Below are 18,020 nucleotides of genomic sequence, written 5' to 3' on the forward strand. Positions count from 1 at the left end.
TCGGGTCCGATTTTCGCCGTGGCGTTACGCTCGCGAAGCTAGACCCCCGCCCGCACTTGCGCGGCCGCTGCGACCATGTTGGTCAGCGACGCCGTCACCTCGTCGACCGTGCGAGTCTTCAGCCCGCAGTCCGGGTTGACCCAAAGCCGTTCGGCCGGAACCGCATTCAGCGCGGCCTGCAGCGACTTTGCAATCTCGTCGGTGCTCGGCACCCGCGGTGAGTGGATGTCGTAGACCCCCGGCCCCACGCTGTTGGCGAACCCGACGGCGTTGAGGTCGTCGAGCACCTCCATGTGCGAGCGGGCCGCCTCGATCGAGGTGACGTCCGCGTCCAGGTCGGCGATCGCGCCGATCACCTCGCCGAACTCCGAATAGCACAAATGCGTGTGGATCTGCGTCGAATCGGCGACGCCCGACGTCGCCAACCGGAACGCCCCGACCGCCCAGCTCAGGTACTCGTCCTGGTCGGCGCGCCGCAGCGGCAGCAACTCACGCAGCGCCGGCTCGTCGACCTGGATGACCCCGATACCCGCCGACTGCAGATCCACCGTCTCGTCGCGAATCGCCAGCGCGACCTGCCGAGCGGTGTCGGCCAACGGCTGGTCGTCGCGCACGAACGACCACGCCAGGATCGTCACCGGACCGGTGAGCATGCCCTTGACCGGCTTGTCGGTCAGCGACTGCGCGTAGGTGATCCAGTCGACGGTCATCGGCTGCGGCCGCGACACGTCGCCGTAGAGGATCGGCGGGCGCACGCAGCGGCTGCCGTAGGACTGCACCCATCCGTTCTGGGTGGCGAAGAACCCGTCGAGCTGTTCGGCGAAATACTGCACCATGTCGTTGCGTTCCGGCTCGCCGTGCACCAGCACGTCCAGGCCCAGCCGCTCCTGCAGCGCGATGACGTCGGCGATCTCGGCCTTCATCCGCCGCACGTACTCGTCCTGGTCGATCTCGCCGGACCGCAGCGCCGCGCGGGCCTTGCGGATCGCGGGGGTCTGCGGGTAGGAGCCAATCGTGGTGGTGGGCAGCACCGGCAGCTGCAGCCGCTCCTGCTGGCTGGCCCGGCGTTCGGCCGACGGGCCGCGCTGGGTGCCGGAGGCGACGATCGAGTCGATGCGGTCGCGAATCTGCCCGTTGTGCAGCCTCGGGTCCGAGCGCCGCGACGCCACGGCGGCATTGGAGGCGGCGATCTCGTCGGCAACCGCCTCGCGGCCGTCGCGCAGTGCGCGCGCCAACGTGACCACCTCGTGCACCTTCTCGGCGCCGAAAGCCAGCCAGCTGCGCAGGTTGTCGTCCAGATCCGTTTCGGCGGCAAGCGAATACGGCACGTGCAGCGTCGAGCACGACGTGGACACCGCCACGTGGGCGGCCGAACCCAGGAGCGTCGCCAGTTTGCCCAGCGCTGCTTCGAGGTCGGTGCGCCAGACGTTGCGGCCGTTGACGATTCCGGCCACCAATGTCTTACCGGCGAGCTCTGGCACGGCGGCTACCGCTGCGTCCGAGCCGCGCACCAGGTCCACGCCGATCGCTTCGACGGGCGTGCGGGCCAGCGCCGGCAGGGCAGCACCGGGGTCGCCGAAGTAGGTGGCGACATGGATCGCCGGCCGCCTGCTCACCGAGCCCAGCGCGGAGTAGACCTTTTCGGCCAAGTGCGGCGCGTCGGCGGTGATGTCGGTGACCAGCACGGGCTCGTCGAGTTGCACCCATTCGGCGCCGTTGTCGGCCAGCAGCGACAGCAACTCGGTGTACACCGGGATCAGCTCGTCGAGCCGCTCGATCGGCGCGCCGGCGCCGTCCACCGCCTTGCTCAGCAGCAGGAACGTCATCGGACCGATGACCACCGGGCGCGCCGGAATGCCTTGGTCACGAGCCTCTTTCAGCTCAGAGAGCACCTTGTCCGGGTTCAGTGTGAACCGGGTCCCGGGCGCGATCTCGGGAACCAGGTAGTGGTAGTTGGTGTCGAACCACTTGGTCATCTCCAACGGAGAGATGTCGTCGGTGCCACGAGCTGCCGCAAAGTAGCGGTCCAGCTCGTCGGCGATGCCGTCTACGCGCTCCGGAAGCGCGCCGAGGAGCACCGCGGTGTCGAGCATCTGGTCGTAGTAGGAGAACGTGTTGACAGGGACCGAGTCCAGGCCCGCGGCCGCCAGCTCCGACCAGGTGTCGCGGCGCAGGGTGGCGGCGACGGATTCCAACTCGGATCGGCTGGTCCGGCCGGCCCAGTAGCCTTCGGTGGCGCGTTTGAGTTCGCGGCGCGGGCCGATGCGCGGGGAGCCGGTGACGGTGGCGGTAAACGGTTGAGCAGTCACGTGTTCGTCCTTCACTCGACAGGGTGGTCATCGCCAGACGGACGCACGGCACTACAACCGTTGCGGCCGAACGCCCATTCCGCGAGGCGATGAGCCGCCGGACGCGGCGCGCCCGGCACAGCCGGCAGGTCTTCGGACTCGCAGGCACGCACCGGAGGTGCTCCTACTGGCCGTCGCTTCCCGGTCTTTCGACCAGTGCTGATGACGGCGGTCGTTCCTGCATACCGCTGCGGGACAGTCCCGGACTCTCACCGGGTTCCCTCTCGCGACGCATTCTCAACATGCCTCGCTTGGTGCCGACACTTGTGCCGGCAGACCAGCTGCAAGATGCAGATTACCCGGCCCGGAGCGCCTCGGCGATCTGCACGTCTCCGGTGTTGAACTCGATGGTCCGGCGGATTGTCGAGTCGTCGTGCAGCGCGGCGGCCGCCACAAGCGCGACGTCCTCTCGCGGGACTTCGCGGCCGCGCGGCGCGCCACCGACCGCGATCCGCCCTGTCGCCGGTTCGAGGGTGAGCCGGCCCGGTCCGAGAATCGTCCAGTCCAGATCGCTCTCGCGCAGGTGGGCATCCGCTGCGGCTTTGGCCTCGGCATACGGGAAGAACGGGTCGTCTTGGGGGACACCGTGATCCGGCCCGGCGCCGAAGTAGGACACCATCACGAACCGCCGCACCCCGGCCTGCCCGGCCGCGTCGACGACGCGGATCGCGGCGTCGCGGTCGACGGCATACGTGCGGGCCGGGTTGCCGCCGCCCGCGCCGGCGGAGAACACGACGGCGTCCTGCCCGGCGAGCAGGTCGGCCAGCGCCGCGGTGTCGAGCTGCTCGATATCGGCGACGACGGGCTTTGCGCCCGTCGCTGCCACGTCGTCGGCGTGGTCGGGATTGCGGAAAACCGACGCCACCTCGTCGCCGCGCTCGGTCAGGATGCGGGCCAGATGCAGGGCGACCTTGCCGTGGCCGCCGATGATCACGATCCGTGCCATGTCGGCGACGCTACCCGCCGGCTGAGCACCCCCGCCGCGAGCCGTCCAACGGGTTGGTCAACAATCGAGGCACAACTCATGTTCAAAGGAGAGCGTCATGGCTGAAGCCGTCATCGTCGAGGCAGTTCGTTCACCGATCGGGAAGCGCAACGGCGGCCTGTCCGGCGTACACCCCGCCGACCTGTCCGCGCAGGTGCTCAACGGGCTCGTGCAGAAGGCCGGGATCGACCCGGAGATCGTCGACGACGTGATCTGGGGCTGCGTTATGCAGGCCGGCGAGCAGGCCCTCGACATCGCCCGGACCGCGCTGCTGACGGCCGGCTGGCCGGAGACCGTGCCCGGCGTGACCGTCGACCGTCAGTGCGGGTCCAGCCAGCAGTCGATCCACTTCGCTGCCGCCGGCGTGATTGCCGGGCACTACGACGTGGTCGTCGCCGGCGGTGTGGAGTCGATGTCGCGCACGCCGATGGGCTCATCGCTGGCCAACGGCGGGCGGCCATTCTCGCAGGCCTTCCTCGACCGCTACGACGGCGCGATCCCCAACCAGGGCATCGGCGCCGAGATGATCGCCGAGCAGTGGGGATTCGACCGCACGACGCTCGACGAGTTCTCGCTGGGCTCCCACGAAAAAGCCGCGGCCGCACAGGATTCCGGCGCGTTCGACGACCAGATCGTGCCGATCAAAGACCAGGACGGCAACCCGGTGCTCAAGGACGAGGGCATCCGCCGTGGGACGCCGATGGAGAAGATGGCCCAGCTCAAGCCCGCATTCAAAGAGGACGGTGTGATTCACGCCGGCAACTCCAGCCAGATCTCCGACGGCTCGGCGGCGTTGCTGTTCATGTCCGCGGAGAAGGCGAAGTCGTTGGGCCTCAAGCCGATTGCCAAGGTGCACACCGCGACGCTGGCCGGCGCCAACCCGGTCATCATGCTGACCGCGCCGATCCCCGCGACGCAGAAGGCGCTGAAGCGCTCCGGCCTCAAGCTGGAGGACATCGGGGTGTTCGAGGTCAACGAGGCGTTCGCGCCGGTGCCGTTGGCGTGGTTGAAGGATATCGGGGCCGACGAGAAGAAGCTCAACCCCAACGGCGGCGCGATCGCGCTGGGTCACCCGCTCGGCGGATCGGGCGCACGCATCATGACCACGATGCTCTATCACATGCGGGACAAGGGAATTCGCTACGGTTTGCAGACCATGTGCGAGGGCGGCGGTCAGGCTAACGCCACCATCGTGGAGCTGCTGTGAGCCAACCCGCGGTGCTCACCGAGCGCCGCGGCAACGTCTTGGTCATCACGATCAACCGCCCGGAGGCCCGCAATTGCGTCAACGGCGCCGTCAGTACCGGCGTCGGTGACGCGCTCGAGCAGGCGCAGCACGACGCCGAGGTGCGCGCGGTGGTGATCACCGGCGCCGGTGACAAATCCTTTTGCGCCGGAGCCGATCTCAAGGCCATCGCACGTCGCGAGAACCTGTACCACCCCGACCACGGCGAGTGGGGCTTCGCCGGCTACGTGCACCACTTCATCGACAAGCCCACGATCGCGGCGGTCAACGGCACCGCGCTGGGCGGTGGAACCGAGCTGGCGCTGGCCAGCGACCTGGTGGTGGCCGAGGAGCGGGCGATGTTCGGGCTGCCCGAGGTGAAGGTCGGCTTGATCGCGGGCGCCGGCGGGGTGTTCCGGATCGTGCAGCAGCTGCCGCGCAAGGTGGGACTCGAAATGCTGTTCACCGGTGAGCCGATCAGCGCCGCCGATGCCCTGAAGTGGGGGCTGATCAACCAGGTGGTCCCGAACGGCACCGTGCTGGACGCCGCGCTGGCGCTGGCCGCGCGGGTCACGGTGAACGCGCCGCTGTCGATTCAGGCCAGCAAGCGGATCGCCTACGGCGCCGACGACGGCGTCATACCCGACGAAGAACCCGGCTGGGCGCGTACCACACGGGAATTCGCGACGCTGCTGAAATCCGAGGACGCCAAAGAGGGCCCGTTGGCGTTCGCGGAGAAGCGTCAGCCGGTGTGGAAGGCGCGTTAGCCCGCCAGCGTGTTCACGGCTCGGCTGAACAGGCTCGGAATCGCCCGGGCTGCCGGCACTATCGCGCGCCGAGCGATGGGTGGCGTCGTGCCCAAAACCAGCGCTCGGGTCAGCAGCCGGTAGTCGCGCGTGATGCGTCGCCACTGCGCATCGTAGGACCATGGGGCCTCGTCGGCTATCGCGTTCACCGCTGCGGCGGCTTGCTTGACCGCCAGGCTGATGCCCTCGCCGGTCAGCGCGTCCTCGTATCCGGCGGCGTCGCCGACCAACAGCACCCGCCCGGCAACACGGCGCGAAACCACCTGGCGCAGCGGGCCGCAGCCGCGGGCCCGTCCGCGGTTGGCGCCCTGCAAGCAGTGCGCCAACCGCGGGAACCAGGCGAGTTCGGGTGGGCGGGTGGACAGGATGGCCACGCCAACCAGATCGGGCTCGACCGGCGTGACATACGCCTCGCCCCATCGTGACCAGTGCACCTCGACGAAGTCCGACCAGGCCGGCACGGAAAAGTGCCAGCGCACGCCGTAGCGTCGCGGTCGCCCGGCCACCGCCGTGATCCCGACCGCGCGGCGCACCGACGAGTGCAGTCCGTCGGCGGCCACCAACCACTTCGCCCGCACACCGGCCGCGGTCACACCGGCGGCATCTTGCTCAACACGAGTGATGCGCGTCGAGATCCATTCGGTGTCTTGTTCTTTGGCGCGCGCCGCCATGGCGGCATGCAGTGTCGTGCGCCGCACGCCGCGGCCGGGGCCGTGACGAAAGCGTGCCTGCACGCGGCGGTGCTCGCTGATGTAGGCGATGCCGCGGAACGGCAGGCCCGCCGGGTCCACATCCAGCGAGGTGAGTTCGGCAAGACCGCCGGGCATCAGTCCCTCGCCGCAGGCCTTGTCGATCGGCTGCTCGCGCGGCTCGGCGACGATCACCGAAAGCCCTTGCCGGCGAGCATGTAACGCAGTGGCCAGCCCGCCGGGGCCGCCACCGGCGATCAGCACGTCGGCGTCAAACATAACCCAGCGCTTCGTTTTCGACCCGGATCCGCACCCTCAGCAGCAGCGCGTTGGCCACGGTGAATCCGAGCGCGGTCAGCCATGCCGTGTGCACCAACGGCAGGGCCACACCTTCGCTTACTACCGCCACGTAGTTCGGGTGATGCAGCCACCGGTACGGACCACGCCGCACCAAGGGCTCCCGCGGTAGCACGATCACCAGGGTGTTCCACCGACGGCCCAACGTGGTCACACACCACCAGCGCAGTGTTTGGCTCAGTGCCACCACCACCAGCATCGGCCAGCCGAGCCAGCCGAAGAACGGCCGGTGCAATGTCCATACCTCGACCACGCAGCCGATCAGCAATGCGGCGTGCACGGCAACCATCACCGGATAGTGGCTACGGCCAAACTCCTTGCCGCCGTGGGCGAAAGCCCATTGCGCGTTGCGCTTGGAGACGATCAGCTCAACCAGCCGTTCGATGCCGATCGCCGCGATCAGCAGGTAGTACACGCCTACCAGCCGAGCAGCACGAGTTCCGAGCAGAACGCCGGACCCATCGCGATCATCAACCCGAACGAGCCCGGCGGCGGCGGATCGGCCATGTTGGCCCGCAGCACGTCCAGAACCGACACGGACGACAGATTGCCGTTGATGCGCAACGAGTTTCGGGTGTGATCCAGAGCGTCGACAGGCAAGTCCAAGACGTTCTCGATCGAGTCGATCACCTTCGGCCCGCCCGGGTGACAGACCCACGTCGAGATGTCCTCGGTGGTCAGCCCGTGGTCGGCGAGGAAGTTGCGGACGTCGTCGCCCAGGAATTTCTCGGCCACGGTGGTGACTTCGACGGACAAGACGATCTTGAAACCCTCGGTGCCGATCCGCCAGCCCATCACGTCTTCGGTGTCCGGGTAGATCCGGCTCCGGGTGGCCAGCACCCTTGGCCCAGTGGCTGTCCGGTTGGCGCCTTTGGCGATGACGGCGCCCGCGGCGTCGCCGAAGAGGCTGGAGGCAACAAGATTGGCCACCGAATGGTCGTCGCGCTGAATAGTCAGCGAGCACAGTTCGACCGCCAGCAGCGCCGCCACCTGGTCGGGATAGGCACGCAGGTAGTCGTACATGCGCGCGACGCCGGCCGCGCCGGCCACACAGCCCAGCCCGAACAAAGGGAGACGTTTGACGTCGGGCCGCAGGCCGATCCGGGTGGCCAGCCGGGCTTCGAGTGTCGGCACCGCGAGCCCGGTCACGGTCGTGGAGAAGATGATGTCGACCTCGGACGGTTTGATCTTGGCGGCGTCGAAAGCCGACAGCAGCGCTCGCTCGCCGAGGTCCAGGGCGACGTCGACGAAGGCGTCGTTGGCCTCGGTGAACCCGCTCAGCTCGCCGTAGCGGTGCAGCGGCAGCGCGTGGTGGCGGTGCTTGACCCCGCTGCTGGCGGTGAATCGCTGGAATTCTTCGCCGGCGAAGCCGGTCACCGCCGAGGAGATGTCCTCTTGGGTGTTGTAATGCGGCGGGAATTCGATGGTCGCCGCTGCGAGAGATGGGCTGGTTGCCGTGCGGGCCGCCAATGTCCGCACACCAGGGGGGGTCACCGGGCGCATCCTGACATCGTATCCATGTAGGAAAGCACGCTATTGGACCTTCGTTAGTTCAAATCCCGCAGAGTGGAATGCTGGCTGACAGATTCGCCCCCGCACGCCCGTCGCGATCGATAGGTTGGGGTTGTGCGGATTCTTGTGACCGGCGCAACAGGCTACGTCGGATCCCGCCTGGTCACAGCGTTACTCGCCGAGGGCCACGAGGTGGTGGCCGCCACCCGCAACCCCGAGCGGCTGGGGGGATTGGGCTGGTGCGACGAGGTCTCGGCCGTCGTGCTCGACGCCTCCGACCCGGCGTCTGCGCGCGCAGCGCTCACCGTCGCCGCGCCCCTCGACGTCGTCTACTACCTGGTGCACACCATCGGCCAGCCCGGCTTCCGAGGCGTCGACGAGGCCGCGGCGGCCAACGTCGCGGTGGCCGCCAAAAATGCCGGGGTACGGCGGATCGTCTACCTCGGCGGCTTCGTGCCGGACGGCGACGCGCTCTCCGAACACCTGACCAGCCGGGCCGAAGTGGCCGCCGCGCTGTCCGTCGAGAACGGCCCCGAGGTGGTGTGGCTGGGCGCGGCGATGATCCTGGGCGCCGGCTCGACGTCATTCGAGATGCTGCGCTATGTCGGCGACCGGTTCCCGTTGATGCCGATACCGCCGTGGATGGACAACCCGGTGGACCCGATATCCATTCGCGACGTGCTGCACTATCTGCTGGCTGCCGCCGATTCCGGGCTGGTACCGCCGGGCGCGTACGACATCGCCGGTCCCGACACCACTTCCTATAGCGCGCTGCTGAAAACCTATGCGCGGATCAGTGGTCAGTGGCATACCGGCCTGCCGGTGCGCGGGGTGGACACGTCGGTGGCCTCCCGCGTGACCGCGCTCGCTTTGCCGGTGCCCGACGGGCTGGCTGCCGATCTGGTCGAGTCGCTGGATCATCCGATGTGTGCCTCCGGCAACGGCCTTCGTGATCTGGTGCCCGAGCCGCCCGGCGGCCTGATCGGCGTCGAGGAAGCGATCAGGCGGTCGTTGTCGAGCCGCCGGCCCAAACCGGTCAACGAGTTGGCCGACCCGCATCACCTCGCCGACAGCGACCCGGTCTGGGCCGGCGGCGACACGCTGCGGATCCGGCGGCTCGCCCAAGCCGTCACGCCGTCGATAGCGCGGCCCGGTCTCGGGCTGGTCGACAGCGTCCCAGGCCCCATCGCCGGTGCACTGCGCACCGGCCTCGACATGCTGATCACTCTGACCCCGAAGGTGCGTTCTGCATGACCGACCTGAGTACCCGTCCCCGGACCAGCGCGCTGGAGGAGATCCGCCGCGCGATCACGAATGTCGCTGTGCCACACCATGAACCACCGTCGATGGTGCGACGGCGGCGCGTCGTCGTCGCCATCGTGCTGGTGCTCGGCGCCGTGCTGTTGGGCCTGTCGATGCGGCGGCACCCCGGCGAGGCGAGCTTCTACTGGCTCACGCTGGCGCTCAGTGCGGTGTGGCTGATCGGGGCGCTGGCGTCCGGGCCGCTGCATCTGGGCGGCGTCTGCTGGCGCGGCCGCAATCAACGCCCGGTCATCACCGGCAGCACCACCGGTCTGGTGCTGGGCGGAGTGTTCGTGCTCGGCGGGTTGATCGCCAAGCAGATCCCCCCGGTCGCCGAATTGATCACGCGCGTAATGCAATTCGCCGACCAGGGCTCGTGGCGGCTGATACTGGCCATCGCGCTGCTCGGTGCGATCGCCGAGGAGCTGTTCTACCGCGGCGCGATCTACACCGCGCTGGGCCGCCACCATCCGGCGCTCATCTCGACGACGATCTACGTGGTCGCCACGTTGGCCAGCCAGAACCTGATGCTGGGATTCGCCGCGATCATCCTCGGGACGGTGTGTGCGTTGGAGCGTCGCGCGACAGGTGGAGTCCTGGCGCCGATACTGACCCACTTCGTGTGGAGTCTGGTCGTGTTGTTGGCGCTGCCGCCGATGTTCGGGTTCTAGCGGTCCTTCGCCGCGAGCGTGCACAGTTGTACGGGCTTTACGGCGTGTCGGCGTACAAACATGCACGCTCGCGCCGTAGGCCGGGTTCTAGCGGTCGGTGAAGTTCGGCGTGCGCCGCTGCTGGAAAGCCGTTGCGCCCTCGAGGAAGTCGTGTGAGGTCAACAGCTTCGCCTGACCCTGCAACTCGCGGTGCAGCGTGGGCTCCAACTCGGTGAGGGTGGCGGCGTTGATGGCTTCCTTGGTTTTGGCGAACGCCACCGCGGGCCCGGCCAGCAGTCCCGAGATCACCTTCTCCACGTCCGCTTCGAAGGTGTCGGCGGGGTAGACCGCGCTGATCAGTCCCGCGGCCAGCGCGTCGGCGGCGGGCAGTCGTTCGGCCAGCAGCGCCATCCGCAACGCACGGGTGCGCCCGACCGCGGCCGCGACCAACGCCGACGCGCCGCCGTCGGGCATCAGCCCGATCTTGGTGAAGGCGAGCATGAAAAACGCTGCGTCCGAAGCCAATACGAGGTCGCAGGCCAGCGCCAGCGAAACCCCGACACCGGCGGCCGGCCCTTGTACGACGGCGACGACCGGGTGGGGGAGTGCCGTGATCGCCTGTACCGCACGATTGGCCTGCACGATGATCTCGGTTCCGGGGCCGCCGCTGCCGGAGACGTCGTCGGCGCTCATCCCGGCGCCGGAGGAAAAGCCGCGCCCGGCTCCGCCGAGGCGCACCACCTTGACCCGCGGATCGGTCCGCGCGTATTCCATCGCCTCGGCGATGCCGGCCAACACCGGCGTCGTCAGCGAGTTGAGGCTGTCGGGGCGGTCAATGGTCACCGACAACACTTCGTCGGCGAGCGTGACGGACAGGCCCGCGACGGGCGTCAGGGCGACTGAATCCAACATGCGCATCACCATAAGTGACCGGGATGCGGGCGCTTCGGGCGCGGCTGCGAAGATGCCAACGGACAGTCGACAAGGAGGTCGGGAGATGGCGGGTCCGCTCAAAGGGCTACGGGTAATCGAGTTGGCCGGTATCGGGCCGGGCCCGCACGCGGCGATGATCCTCGGCGATCTCGGTGCCGACGTCGTTCGCGTCGACCGGCCCGGCGCCGGCGGCAGCGACCCGATGCTGCGCAACCGCCGCTTCGTCACCGCCGATCTGAAGTCCGACGAGGGGCGCGATCTGGTGCTCAAGCTCGTCGCCAAGGCCGACGTGCTGATCGAGGGGTTCCGGCCGGGCGTCACCGAGCGGTTGGGCCTGGGCCCCGACGACTGCGCGCGGGTCAATGACCGGCTGATCTACGCGCGGATGACCGGCTGGGGCCAAACCGGGCCGCGCGCCAAGCAGGCCGGTCACGACATCAACTACATCTCGCTCAACGGCGTGCTGCATGCGATTGGACGCAAAGGCGAGCGGCCGGTCCCGCCGCTGAACCTGGTCGGCGACTTCGGCGGCGGGTCGATGTTCCTGCTGGTCGGCATCCTGTCCGCGCTGTGGGAGCGGCAGAGCTCCGGCAAGGGCCAGGTCGTCGACGCGGCGATGATCGACGGCTCGTCGGTGCTGATCCAGATGATGTGGGGGATGCGCGCGCTGGGCATGTGGTCCGACGAGCGCGGCACCAACATGCTCGACACCGGGGCCCCGTACTACGACACCTACGAATGCGCCGACGGCCGCTACGTCGCCGTCGGCGCCATCGAGCCGCAGTTCTACGCCGAGTTGCTCAAGGGCCTCGGCCTGGACGCCGCCGAGCTGCCCGGCCAGAACGATCGGGCCCGCTGGCCTGAGCTGCGTGCCCGGCTGACCGAGGTGTTCGCCTCGAAAGACCGCGACCATTGGGCCAAGGTGTTCGCCGATTCCGATGCCTGCGTGACGCCGGTGCTGGCGTTCGGCGAGGTGGAAACCGAGCCGCATGTCACCGAGCGCAACACCTTCTACCAGTCCGACGGCGGGCTGCAGCCGCGGCCGGCTCCGCGTTTTTCCCGCTCTGTGCCCGACCAGCCGCGGCCGCCGCGGCAGCCGGGAGCCGACACCGAAGCCGTCCTGAGCGACTGGGTATAGTCCCCAACCAACCAGTAGGTCGGCCGATGCGTCGGCTGGAGGAAAGGAATGCTCGAGTGGAGATCAAAGACGCCGTAGCACTCGTCACCGGCGGCGCGTCGGGCCTGGGCCTGGCCACCACCAAGCGGCTGCTCGACGCCGGCGTCCAGGTGGTCGTTCTCGACCTCAAGGGTGAGGAGGTGGTCCGCGAGCTTGGCGACCGCGCGCGTTTCGCGCCCGCGGACGTCACCGACGAAACCGCCGTCACGACCGCGCTCGACATCGCCGAGTCGCAGGGTCCGCTGCGCATCGTGGTCAACTGCGCTGGCACCGGCAACGCGATCAGGGTGCTGAGCAAGGACGGCGTCTTCCCGCTGGACGCGTTCCGCAAAGTCGTCGACATCAACCTGATCGGGACGTTCAACGTGCTGCGGCTGGGTGCCGAGCGGATCGCCAAGACCGAGCCGATCGGTGAGGAGCGCGGCGTCATTATCAACACCGCCTCGGTGGCAGCGTTCGACGGCCAGATCGGTCAGGCGGCTTACTCGGCGTCCAAGGGCGGCGTGGTCGGCATGACCCTGCCGATCGCCCGCGACTTGGCCAGCAAGCTCATCCGGGTGGTCACGATCGCGCCCGGCCTGTTCGACACCCCGCTGCTGGCCGGGTTGCCCGAGCCCGCCAAGGAGTCGCTGGGCAAGCAGGTGCCGCACCCGAGCCGGCTGGGCAAGCCCGAGGAGTACGGCGCGCTGGCCGTGCACATCATCGAGAACCCGATGCTCAACGGCGAGGTGATCCGGCTGGACGGCGCAATCCGGATGGCGCCGCGCTGATGCTGACGACGAAGTTCACCGAGGCGTTCGGCGTCGAGCACCCGATTGTGCAGGGCGGCATGCAATGGGTCGGCCGCGCCGAACTTGTTGCGGCCGTGGCGAACTCGGGCGCGCTGGGATTTCTGACCGCGTTGACCCAGCCCACGCCGCAAGACTTGGCCGCCGAGATCGCCAAGACCCGCGAGCTGACCGACAAGCCGTTCGGCGTCAACCTGACGATCCTGCCGACGATCAACCCGCCGCCCTACGACGAATACCGGCAGGTGATCGTCGACGCCGGCATCAAGATCGTCGAAACCGCCGGCTCCAACCCGGCGCCGCACCTGCCGATGTTCCACGACAACGGCATCAAGGTGCTGCACAAGTGCACCTCGGTGCGGCACGCGGTCAAGGCGCAAAGCCTCGGCGTCGACGGCATCAGCATCGACGGCTTCGAGTGCGCCGGGCACCCCGGCGAGGACGACATCCCCGGTCTGGTGCTGATCCCTGCGGCTGCCGCCAAGATCGACATCCCGATGATCGCCTCCGGCGGCTTCGCCGACGCCCGGGGGCTGGTCGCCGCGCTGGCGTTGGGCGCGGACGGCATCAACATGGGCTCGCGGTTCATGTGCACGGTCGAGTCGTGCATCCACCAGAACGTCAAGGAAGCGATCGTGGCCGGCGACGAACGCGACACCGAGCTGATCTTCCGTCCGCTGCGCAACACCGCGCGGGTGGCCAGCAACGCGGTGTCGCGCGAGGTCGTCGAAATCCTGAACCGCGGCGGCCAATTCGCCGACGTGCAGGAGCTGGTGGCCGGCGTGCGGGGCCGCAAGGTGTTCGACGACGGCGACCTCGACGCCGGGATCTGGTCCGTGGGCACGGCGATGGGGCTCATCAACGACATTCCGACGGTCGGAGAGTTGGTGGCGCGGATCGTCGCCGAGGCCGAAGACCTGATCACCGGCCGGCTGGCTGACATGGTCGCCGACGACGAAGAAGAAAAGATCCCCGCCTGAGCTAAGCGGGGATCCAAGCAATAGAAATATCGACAAGCAACGCGATCGAGGAAAACCTCATCTCATTGCGGGCGCCGTGACAGCTGCGCCCGCCGCCGTCAGCTCGCGGTGGGCAGCGGATGCCATTCGTCGAGCTGCTCGGAGGTCTCGCCTTCCACCAACACGTCGCCGTGGTAGAGAGCCTCGAAATCAACCTTGATGACGTCGGCACTTGAGTCGTCGATCCACATGTTCATGAGCGTATGGGTCACCATTAAGGAATCGTTGAGTCACGATTCGGAAAATCGTGGCAATTCTTACCGCCGGGTAGGGTCGCTCCGCTGGTCCGGCTGAATAGATATTCTGTCCGGAAATCCGGAATGATGGTTATTTGTCAGGTGTATAAGCTCTAAGCTCGGCGCAACGTCCTGATCGTGTCGGTGCTGCGGTGAACCATCCCGGGCGCCACATCGTGTAAACCACCGGGCGACCAGGCCGTACCCATAACTTATCGCCGATAAGTTATCGCAGATATTTTCCGGTGAGGGGACGAGCATGCTGCAGCGAACTGCGCGACTGGCCCTCGCCGCGCCGGCAAAGATCCTCGCGGTGGCCGTCCTCCTTCTTTTGGCGGCCGGGATCTTCGGCATCCCCGTCGCCAAAAGCCTTGCGGCGGGCGGCTTTCAGGATCCGGCTTCCGAGTCGTCGCGGGCAATTCGGCTGCTGACCGACAAGTTCGGTCAGAGCGACCAGAAGATGCTGGTCGTAGTGACTGCGCCGGCCGGTGCCGCCAGCGAGCAGGCCCGCCAAGTCGGCACCGACATCGTCGAGCAGCTCAAGCAGTCGTCATTGGTGTTCAACGTGACCTCGCCGTGGACGTCGCCGCCGGCGGCCGCCGCAGGGCTGGTCAGCACCGACCGCAAGTCCGGCCTGATCGTCGCCAATCTCAAGGGCGGCGAAAACAACGCCCAGAAGTACGCCAAGAAGCTGTCGGAGCTAGTCGTCCACGACCGCGACGGCGTCAGCGTGCGCGCCGGCGGCGTGGCGATGGTGTACGCCCAGATCAACGAGCAAAACGAGCGCGACCTGCTGCTGATGGAGTCGATCGCCATCCCGCTGAGTTTCCTGGTGCTCGTCTGGGTATTCGGCGGGCTGCTCGCCGCTGCGCTGCCGATGGCGCTGGGCGCGCTCGCCATCGTCGGCTCCATGTCGGTGTTGCGCCTGATCACATTCAGCACCGACGTGTCGATCTTCGCGCTCAACCTGAGCACCGCGATGGGTCTGGCGCTGGCCATCGACTACACGTTGCTGATCATCAGCCGCTACCGCGACGAGCTGGCCGACGGGACCCCGCGCGACGAGGCGCTGATCCGCACGATGGCGACCGCGGGACGCACGGTGTTGTTCTCCGCGACCACGGTCGCGTTGTCGATGGCCGTCATGGTGTTGTTCCCCGGCTACTTTCTGAAGTCGTTCGCCTACGCCGGCGTGGCCACCGTCGCGCTGGTGGCGGCCGCGGCGATCATCGTGACCCCGGCGGCCATCGTGCTGCTGGGGCCGCGACTCGATTCACTCGACGTACGCCGGCTGGCGCGCCGCGTGCTGCGCCGCCCGGCCCCTGCCCGCAAGCCGTTGGATCAGGTCTTCTGGTACCGCTCCACCAAGTTCGTGATGCGCCGGGCCGTGCCGATCGGTCTGGCCGTCGTCGCGCTGCTGCTCCTGCTCGGCCTGCCATTCCTCGGGGTGAAATTCGGCTCGCCCGACGACCGGGTGCTGCCGCGCACAGCGTCGGCGCATCAGGTCGGCGACCAGCTACGCACCGACTTCGCCGACAACTCGGCCACCGCGGTGCCCGTCGTCGTTCCCGACGCGCGTGGCTTGTCTCCCGCCGAACTGGACCGCTACGCCGCCGACCTGTCGCGGGTGCCCGACGTCTCGGCGGTGACGGCGCCGACGGGGACTTTCGTGGCCGGGAAGCCAGCCGGTCCACCCGCGGCGCCCGCCGGGGTGGCCGACGGCAGCGCGTTTTTGACCGTCGCCAGCACCGCGCCGTTGTTCTCACAGGCCTCCGCCACCCAGCTCGACCGGCTACACCAGGTGCCCGGCCCGGCCGGGCGTTCCGTCGAAATGGCCGGGCTTGCGCAGATCAACCGCGACAGCGTGGCCGCGATCATGACCATGCTTCCGCTGGTGCTCGGGCTGATCGCGGCGATCACCTTCGTGCTGCTGTTCCTGTTGACCGGCAGCGTGGTGTTGCCGCTGAAAGCGTTGGTGCTCAACGTGTTGTCGCTGACGGCGGCGTTCGGCGCACTGGTCTGGATCTTCCAGGACGGCCACCTCGGCGCGCTGGGCACCACGTCGAGCGGCACGTTGGAGGCCAACATGCCAGTGCTGCTGTTCTGCATCGCGTTCGGCCTGTCGATGGACTACGAGGTGTTCCTGGTCTCCCGCATCCGCGAATACTGGCTGGCTTCGCCGCGCACCCGGGCCGCCAACGACAACAGCGTCGCGCTGGGCCTGGCCCGCACCGGCCGGGTGATCACCGCCGCCGCACTGGTCATGTCGATATCGTTCGCCGCGCTGATCGCCGCGCAGGTGTCGTTCATGCGGATGTTCGGTATCGGGCTCACGCTCGCCGTGTTGGTGGATGCCACCCTCGTGCGCATGGTGCTGGTGCCGGCGTTCATGCATGTGCTGGGACGCATGAGCTGGTGGGCGCCCAAACCGTTGGGGTGGCTGCACGAGCGGTTCGGGATCAGCGAAGCCGCAATCGCGACACCGCGATCCGGCTCAGGGCGGCACCGCCGAAGCGCTCTGCCGCTGGCCGGGCCGGCCGTGCGTCACACCGATCACGCGTCGGTGACCGAAAATGGCTAGCGTGGCCGATGTTCGACGCCGCCGGGCGCCCCGTGGTTCGGGCGATCAGCTCCGCGAGGAAATCCTGGACGCGACGACTGAGCTCCTGCTGGAAACCGGGCAAGCCAAGGCTGTCTCGATCCGGGCGGTGGCTCAACGCGTCGGCGTGACGTCGCCGTCGATCTATTTGCACTTCGAGGACAAGGCCGCGCTGCTGGATGCGGTGTGCGCACGCTACTTCGCCAAACTGGATCTGGAGATGCAGCGGGTGGCGGTGGGGCAGCCGTCCACCGCCGATGTGCTGCGGGCGCAGGGGCTGGCCTATGTCCGATTCGCCTTGCAGACCCCGGGGTTGTACCGGATCGCCACGATGGGCGAGTGGCGGTCCGGCAGCGACGTCGACGTCGCGCTGAGTAGCTCAGCGTTCGAACACATCTGCGGCACGGTGCAGACACTGATGGACGAGGGCATCTACCCGCCAGGCGATCCGACCGCGGTTGCCCTCCAACTCTGGAGCGCCGCGCATGGGGTGGCGGCGTTGCTGATCGCCAAGCCGCATCTGCCGTTCGGGGATGTGGAAGCGTTCGCCGACCGGGTGATGCGCGCGGTGTCGTGCGGACATATCGTGGCGGGGTTGGTCGGCGCAGACGCCACCCCGCAGCAGACGTTGGAGTGGCTGATGCCGGAGAGACGTTCGGAGGGTTCAGGTTTATGACATCTGCGACGACGGTCGACAACCCGTTTTTCGCCCGGATCTGGCCCACCATCGCCGCGCACGAAACCGAGCAGATCCGCGCGTTGCGCCGGGAGAACCTGGCCGGATTGTCGGGCCGGGTCCTGGAAGTGGGCGCTGGCGTGGGGACCAACTTCGCGTTCTACCCCGAGACCGTCGAGCAGGTGGTGGCCGTCGAACCCGAGCCGCGGCTGGCCGAGCGAGCCCGCCTCGCCGCGGCCGACGCGCCGGTTCCGGTGCAGGTCACCGACGCGACGGTGGAGGACTTCCCCGCCGACGAACCGTTTGACGCCGTGGTGTGCTCACTGGTGCTGTGCTCAGTAGGCGACCCCGATTCGGTTCTGCGGCAACTACATTCGCGGCTTCGTCCCGGTGGGCAGCTGCGGTATCTCGAGCATGTGGCCAGCGACGGGTGGCGCGGCGGCCTGCAGCGGCTGGCCGACGCGACGTTGTGGCCCCGGTTGCTCGGTAACTGTCACACCCACCGCGACACCGAGCGGGCGATCGTCGGCGCCGGGTTCGACGTGGACGACAGCCGCCGCGAGGCCACCTTTCCGGCGTGGGTGCCGCTGCCCGTGGCGGAGTTTGCGCTGGGCCGCGCGCGGCGGCCTTAGCTACTTCGGCCTGAAAAAGTCGGCGCGTTGATCTGCGATGTGAGGGTGCTGAACAGGGAAGATGGCCTCAAGCCCTTGTGCGAGAA

17 protein-coding genes and 1 riboswitch are annotated in these 18,020 nt (G+C 68.1%); of the genes, 10 read left to right on the forward strand and 7 right to left on the reverse strand.

Annotation, left to right across the window (positions count from 1 at the left end; all coding sequences use genetic code 11):
- Positions 1-38: 38 nt before the first annotated feature.
- Both metE and AWC14_RS05385 read right to left on the reverse strand, forming a co-directional pair.
- A complete protein-coding gene (metE, locus tag AWC14_RS05380; RefSeq protein ID WP_045384618.1) occupies positions 39-2,309 on the reverse strand; it encodes a 5-methyltetrahydropteroyltriglutamate--homocysteine S-methyltransferase in 2,271 nt (756 codons plus the stop codon).
- A 106-nt stretch (positions 2,310-2,415) separates the two neighbouring features.
- Positions 2,416-2,645, reverse strand: a riboswitch (cobalamin riboswitch).
- Entirely contained in the window at positions 2,644-3,294 is a 651-nt protein-coding gene (locus AWC14_RS05385) for an SDR family oxidoreductase (RefSeq protein WP_045384610.1), read from the reverse strand. It overlaps the preceding riboswitch by 2 nt.
- A gap of 97 nt (positions 3,295-3,391) precedes the next feature.
- Here AWC14_RS05385 and AWC14_RS05390 point away from each other — a divergent pair, with 97 nt between their 5' ends.
- Together AWC14_RS05390 and AWC14_RS05395 are read left to right on the forward strand one after the other, a co-directional pair.
- Complete coding sequence (locus AWC14_RS05390; protein WP_045384608.1) at positions 3,392-4,540, forward strand: thiolase family protein; 1,149 nt, start codon at positions 3,392-3,394, stop codon at positions 4,538-4,540.
- Positions 4,537-5,325, forward strand: a complete 789-nt coding sequence (locus AWC14_RS05395; protein ID WP_045384606.1) for a crotonase/enoyl-CoA hydratase family protein — start codon at positions 4,537-4,539, stop codon at positions 5,323-5,325. The genes AWC14_RS05390 and AWC14_RS05395 overlap by 4 nt, the downstream gene beginning before the upstream one ends.
- Here AWC14_RS05395 and AWC14_RS05400 read toward each other — a convergent pair.
- The 3 genes from AWC14_RS05400 to AWC14_RS05410 are packed head-to-tail and all read right to left on the reverse strand — an operon-like array spanning position 5,322 to position 7,913.
- Positions 5,322-6,332 carry an NAD(P)/FAD-dependent oxidoreductase gene (locus AWC14_RS05400; RefSeq protein ID WP_045384603.1) on the reverse strand — a complete coding sequence of 337 codons (1,011 nt, stop codon included), beginning with the start codon at positions 6,330-6,332 and terminating at the stop codon, positions 5,322-5,324. The two genes, AWC14_RS05395 and AWC14_RS05400, sit on opposite strands and share 4 nt — an antisense overlap.
- Complete coding sequence (locus AWC14_RS05405) at positions 6,325-6,825, reverse strand: isoprenylcysteine carboxyl methyltransferase family protein (protein ID WP_045384600.1); 501 nt, start codon at positions 6,823-6,825, stop codon at positions 6,325-6,327. The genes AWC14_RS05400 and AWC14_RS05405 overlap by 8 nt, the downstream gene beginning before the upstream one ends.
- Positions 6,826-6,827: 2 nt before the next feature.
- Positions 6,828-7,913 (reverse strand): type III polyketide synthase, encoded by a 1,086-nt coding sequence (locus AWC14_RS05410; protein WP_057003183.1) that lies wholly within the window; start codon positions 7,911-7,913, stop codon positions 6,828-6,830.
- A 123-nt stretch (positions 7,914-8,036) separates the two neighbouring features.
- On the opposite strand from AWC14_RS05410, the gene AWC14_RS05415 reads away from it, so the two are divergent.
- Complete coding sequence (locus tag AWC14_RS05415) at positions 8,037-9,176, forward strand: NAD(P)H-binding protein (protein ID WP_057003182.1); 1,140 nt, start codon at positions 8,037-8,039, stop codon at positions 9,174-9,176.
- On the forward strand, positions 9,173-9,895 hold the full coding sequence (locus tag AWC14_RS05420) for a CPBP family intramembrane glutamic endopeptidase (RefSeq protein ID WP_045381202.1): 723 nt from the start codon (positions 9,173-9,175) through the stop codon (positions 9,893-9,895). Before AWC14_RS05415 ends, AWC14_RS05420 begins: the two co-directional genes overlap by 4 nt.
- A gap of 87 nt (positions 9,896-9,982) precedes the next feature.
- Here the strand turns inward: AWC14_RS05420 and AWC14_RS05425 are convergent, their stop codons facing one another.
- Positions 9,983-10,786: an enoyl-CoA hydratase gene (locus AWC14_RS05425; protein ID WP_193393801.1), complete on the reverse strand. Its 804-nt coding sequence runs from the start codon at positions 10,784-10,786 to the stop codon at positions 9,983-9,985.
- Between the two features lie 85 nt (positions 10,787-10,871).
- On the opposite strand from AWC14_RS05425, the gene AWC14_RS05430 reads away from it, so the two are divergent.
- Genes AWC14_RS05430 through AWC14_RS05440 form a run of 3 tightly spaced genes read left to right on the forward strand, consistent with a single transcriptional unit; the run spans position 10,872 to position 13,752 of the window.
- Positions 10,872-11,945, forward strand: coding sequence for a CaiB/BaiF CoA transferase family protein (locus tag AWC14_RS05430; protein ID WP_045381207.1), 1,074 nt, complete (start codon positions 10,872-10,874; stop codon positions 11,943-11,945).
- 56 nt (positions 11,946-12,001) lie between these two features.
- On the forward strand, positions 12,002-12,754 hold the full coding sequence (locus AWC14_RS05435; protein WP_045381210.1) for a 3-hydroxyacyl-CoA dehydrogenase: 753 nt from the start codon (positions 12,002-12,004) through the stop codon (positions 12,752-12,754).
- Positions 12,751-13,752, forward strand: coding sequence for an NAD(P)H-dependent flavin oxidoreductase (locus AWC14_RS05440; protein ID WP_045381213.1), 1,002 nt, complete (start codon positions 12,751-12,753; stop codon positions 13,750-13,752). The genes AWC14_RS05435 and AWC14_RS05440 overlap by 4 nt, the downstream gene beginning before the upstream one ends.
- A gap of 98 nt (positions 13,753-13,850) precedes the next feature.
- Here AWC14_RS05440 and AWC14_RS29930 read toward each other — a convergent pair whose 3' ends face one another.
- Positions 13,851-13,982, reverse strand: a complete 132-nt coding sequence (locus AWC14_RS29930; protein WP_116373965.1) for a hypothetical protein — start codon at positions 13,980-13,982, stop codon at positions 13,851-13,853.
- 304 nt (positions 13,983-14,286) lie between these two features.
- Here AWC14_RS29930 and AWC14_RS05445 point away from each other — a divergent pair, with 304 nt between their 5' ends.
- From AWC14_RS05445 to AWC14_RS05455, 3 genes are read left to right on the forward strand one after another with little or no spacing between them, the layout of a single operon-like run.
- On the forward strand, positions 14,287-16,608 hold the full coding sequence (locus AWC14_RS05445) for an MMPL family transporter (RefSeq protein ID WP_045381216.1): 2,322 nt from the start codon (positions 14,287-14,289) through the stop codon (positions 16,606-16,608).
- Positions 16,601-17,302 carry a TetR/AcrR family transcriptional regulator gene (locus AWC14_RS05450; RefSeq protein WP_045381219.1) on the forward strand — a complete coding sequence of 234 codons (702 nt, stop codon included), beginning with the start codon at positions 16,601-16,603 and terminating at the stop codon, positions 17,300-17,302. The genes AWC14_RS05445 and AWC14_RS05450 overlap by 8 nt, the downstream gene beginning before the upstream one ends.
- Positions 17,299-17,934, forward strand: a complete 636-nt coding sequence (locus tag AWC14_RS05455) for a class I SAM-dependent methyltransferase (protein ID WP_045381222.1) — start codon at positions 17,299-17,301, stop codon at positions 17,932-17,934. Before AWC14_RS05450 ends, AWC14_RS05455 begins: the two co-directional genes overlap by 4 nt.
- Positions 17,935-18,020: the final 86 nt, after the last annotated feature.

The sequence above is a fragment of the Mycobacterium kyorinense genome (assembly GCF_002101735.1).
Classification (GTDB): Bacteria; Actinomycetota; Actinomycetes; order Mycobacteriales; family Mycobacteriaceae; genus Mycobacterium; species Mycobacterium kyorinense.

Excerpts from the sequence above, each read along its gene's own strand:
- AWC14_RS05385 (WP_045384610.1), bottom strand. The coding sequence starts at position 3,294 with ATGGCACGGATCGTGATCATCGGCGGCCACGGCAAGGTCGCCCTGCAT.
- AWC14_RS05390 (WP_045384608.1), top strand. The coding sequence starts at position 3,392 with ATGGCTGAAGCCGTCATCGTCGAGGCAGTTCGTTCACCGATCGGGAAG.
- AWC14_RS05400 (WP_045384603.1), bottom strand. The coding sequence starts at position 6,332 with ATGTTTGACGCCGACGTGCTGATCGCCGGTGGCGGCCCCGGCGGGCTG.
- AWC14_RS05410 (WP_057003183.1), bottom strand. The coding sequence starts at position 7,913 with ATGCGCCCGGTGACCCCCCCTGGTGTGCGGACATTGGCGGCCCGCACG.
- AWC14_RS05420 (WP_045381202.1), top strand. The coding sequence starts at position 9,173 with ATGACCGACCTGAGTACCCGTCCCCGGACCAGCGCGCTGGAGGAGATC.
- AWC14_RS05425 (WP_193393801.1), bottom strand. The coding sequence starts at position 10,786 with ATGTTGGATTCAGTCGCCCTGACGCCCGTCGCGGGCCTGTCCGTCACG.
- AWC14_RS05430 (WP_045381207.1), top strand. The coding sequence starts at position 10,872 with ATGGCGGGTCCGCTCAAAGGGCTACGGGTAATCGAGTTGGCCGGTATC.
- AWC14_RS29930 (WP_116373965.1), bottom strand. The coding sequence starts at position 13,982 with ATGTGGATCGACGACTCAAGTGCCGACGTCATCAAGGTTGATTTCGAG.
- AWC14_RS05445 (WP_045381216.1), top strand. The coding sequence starts at position 14,287 with ATGCTGCAGCGAACTGCGCGACTGGCCCTCGCCGCGCCGGCAAAGATC.
- AWC14_RS05450 (WP_045381219.1), top strand. The coding sequence starts at position 16,601 with ATGGCTAGCGTGGCCGATGTTCGACGCCGCCGGGCGCCCCGTGGTTCG.
- AWC14_RS05455 (WP_045381222.1), top strand. The coding sequence starts at position 17,299 with ATGACATCTGCGACGACGGTCGACAACCCGTTTTTCGCCCGGATCTGG.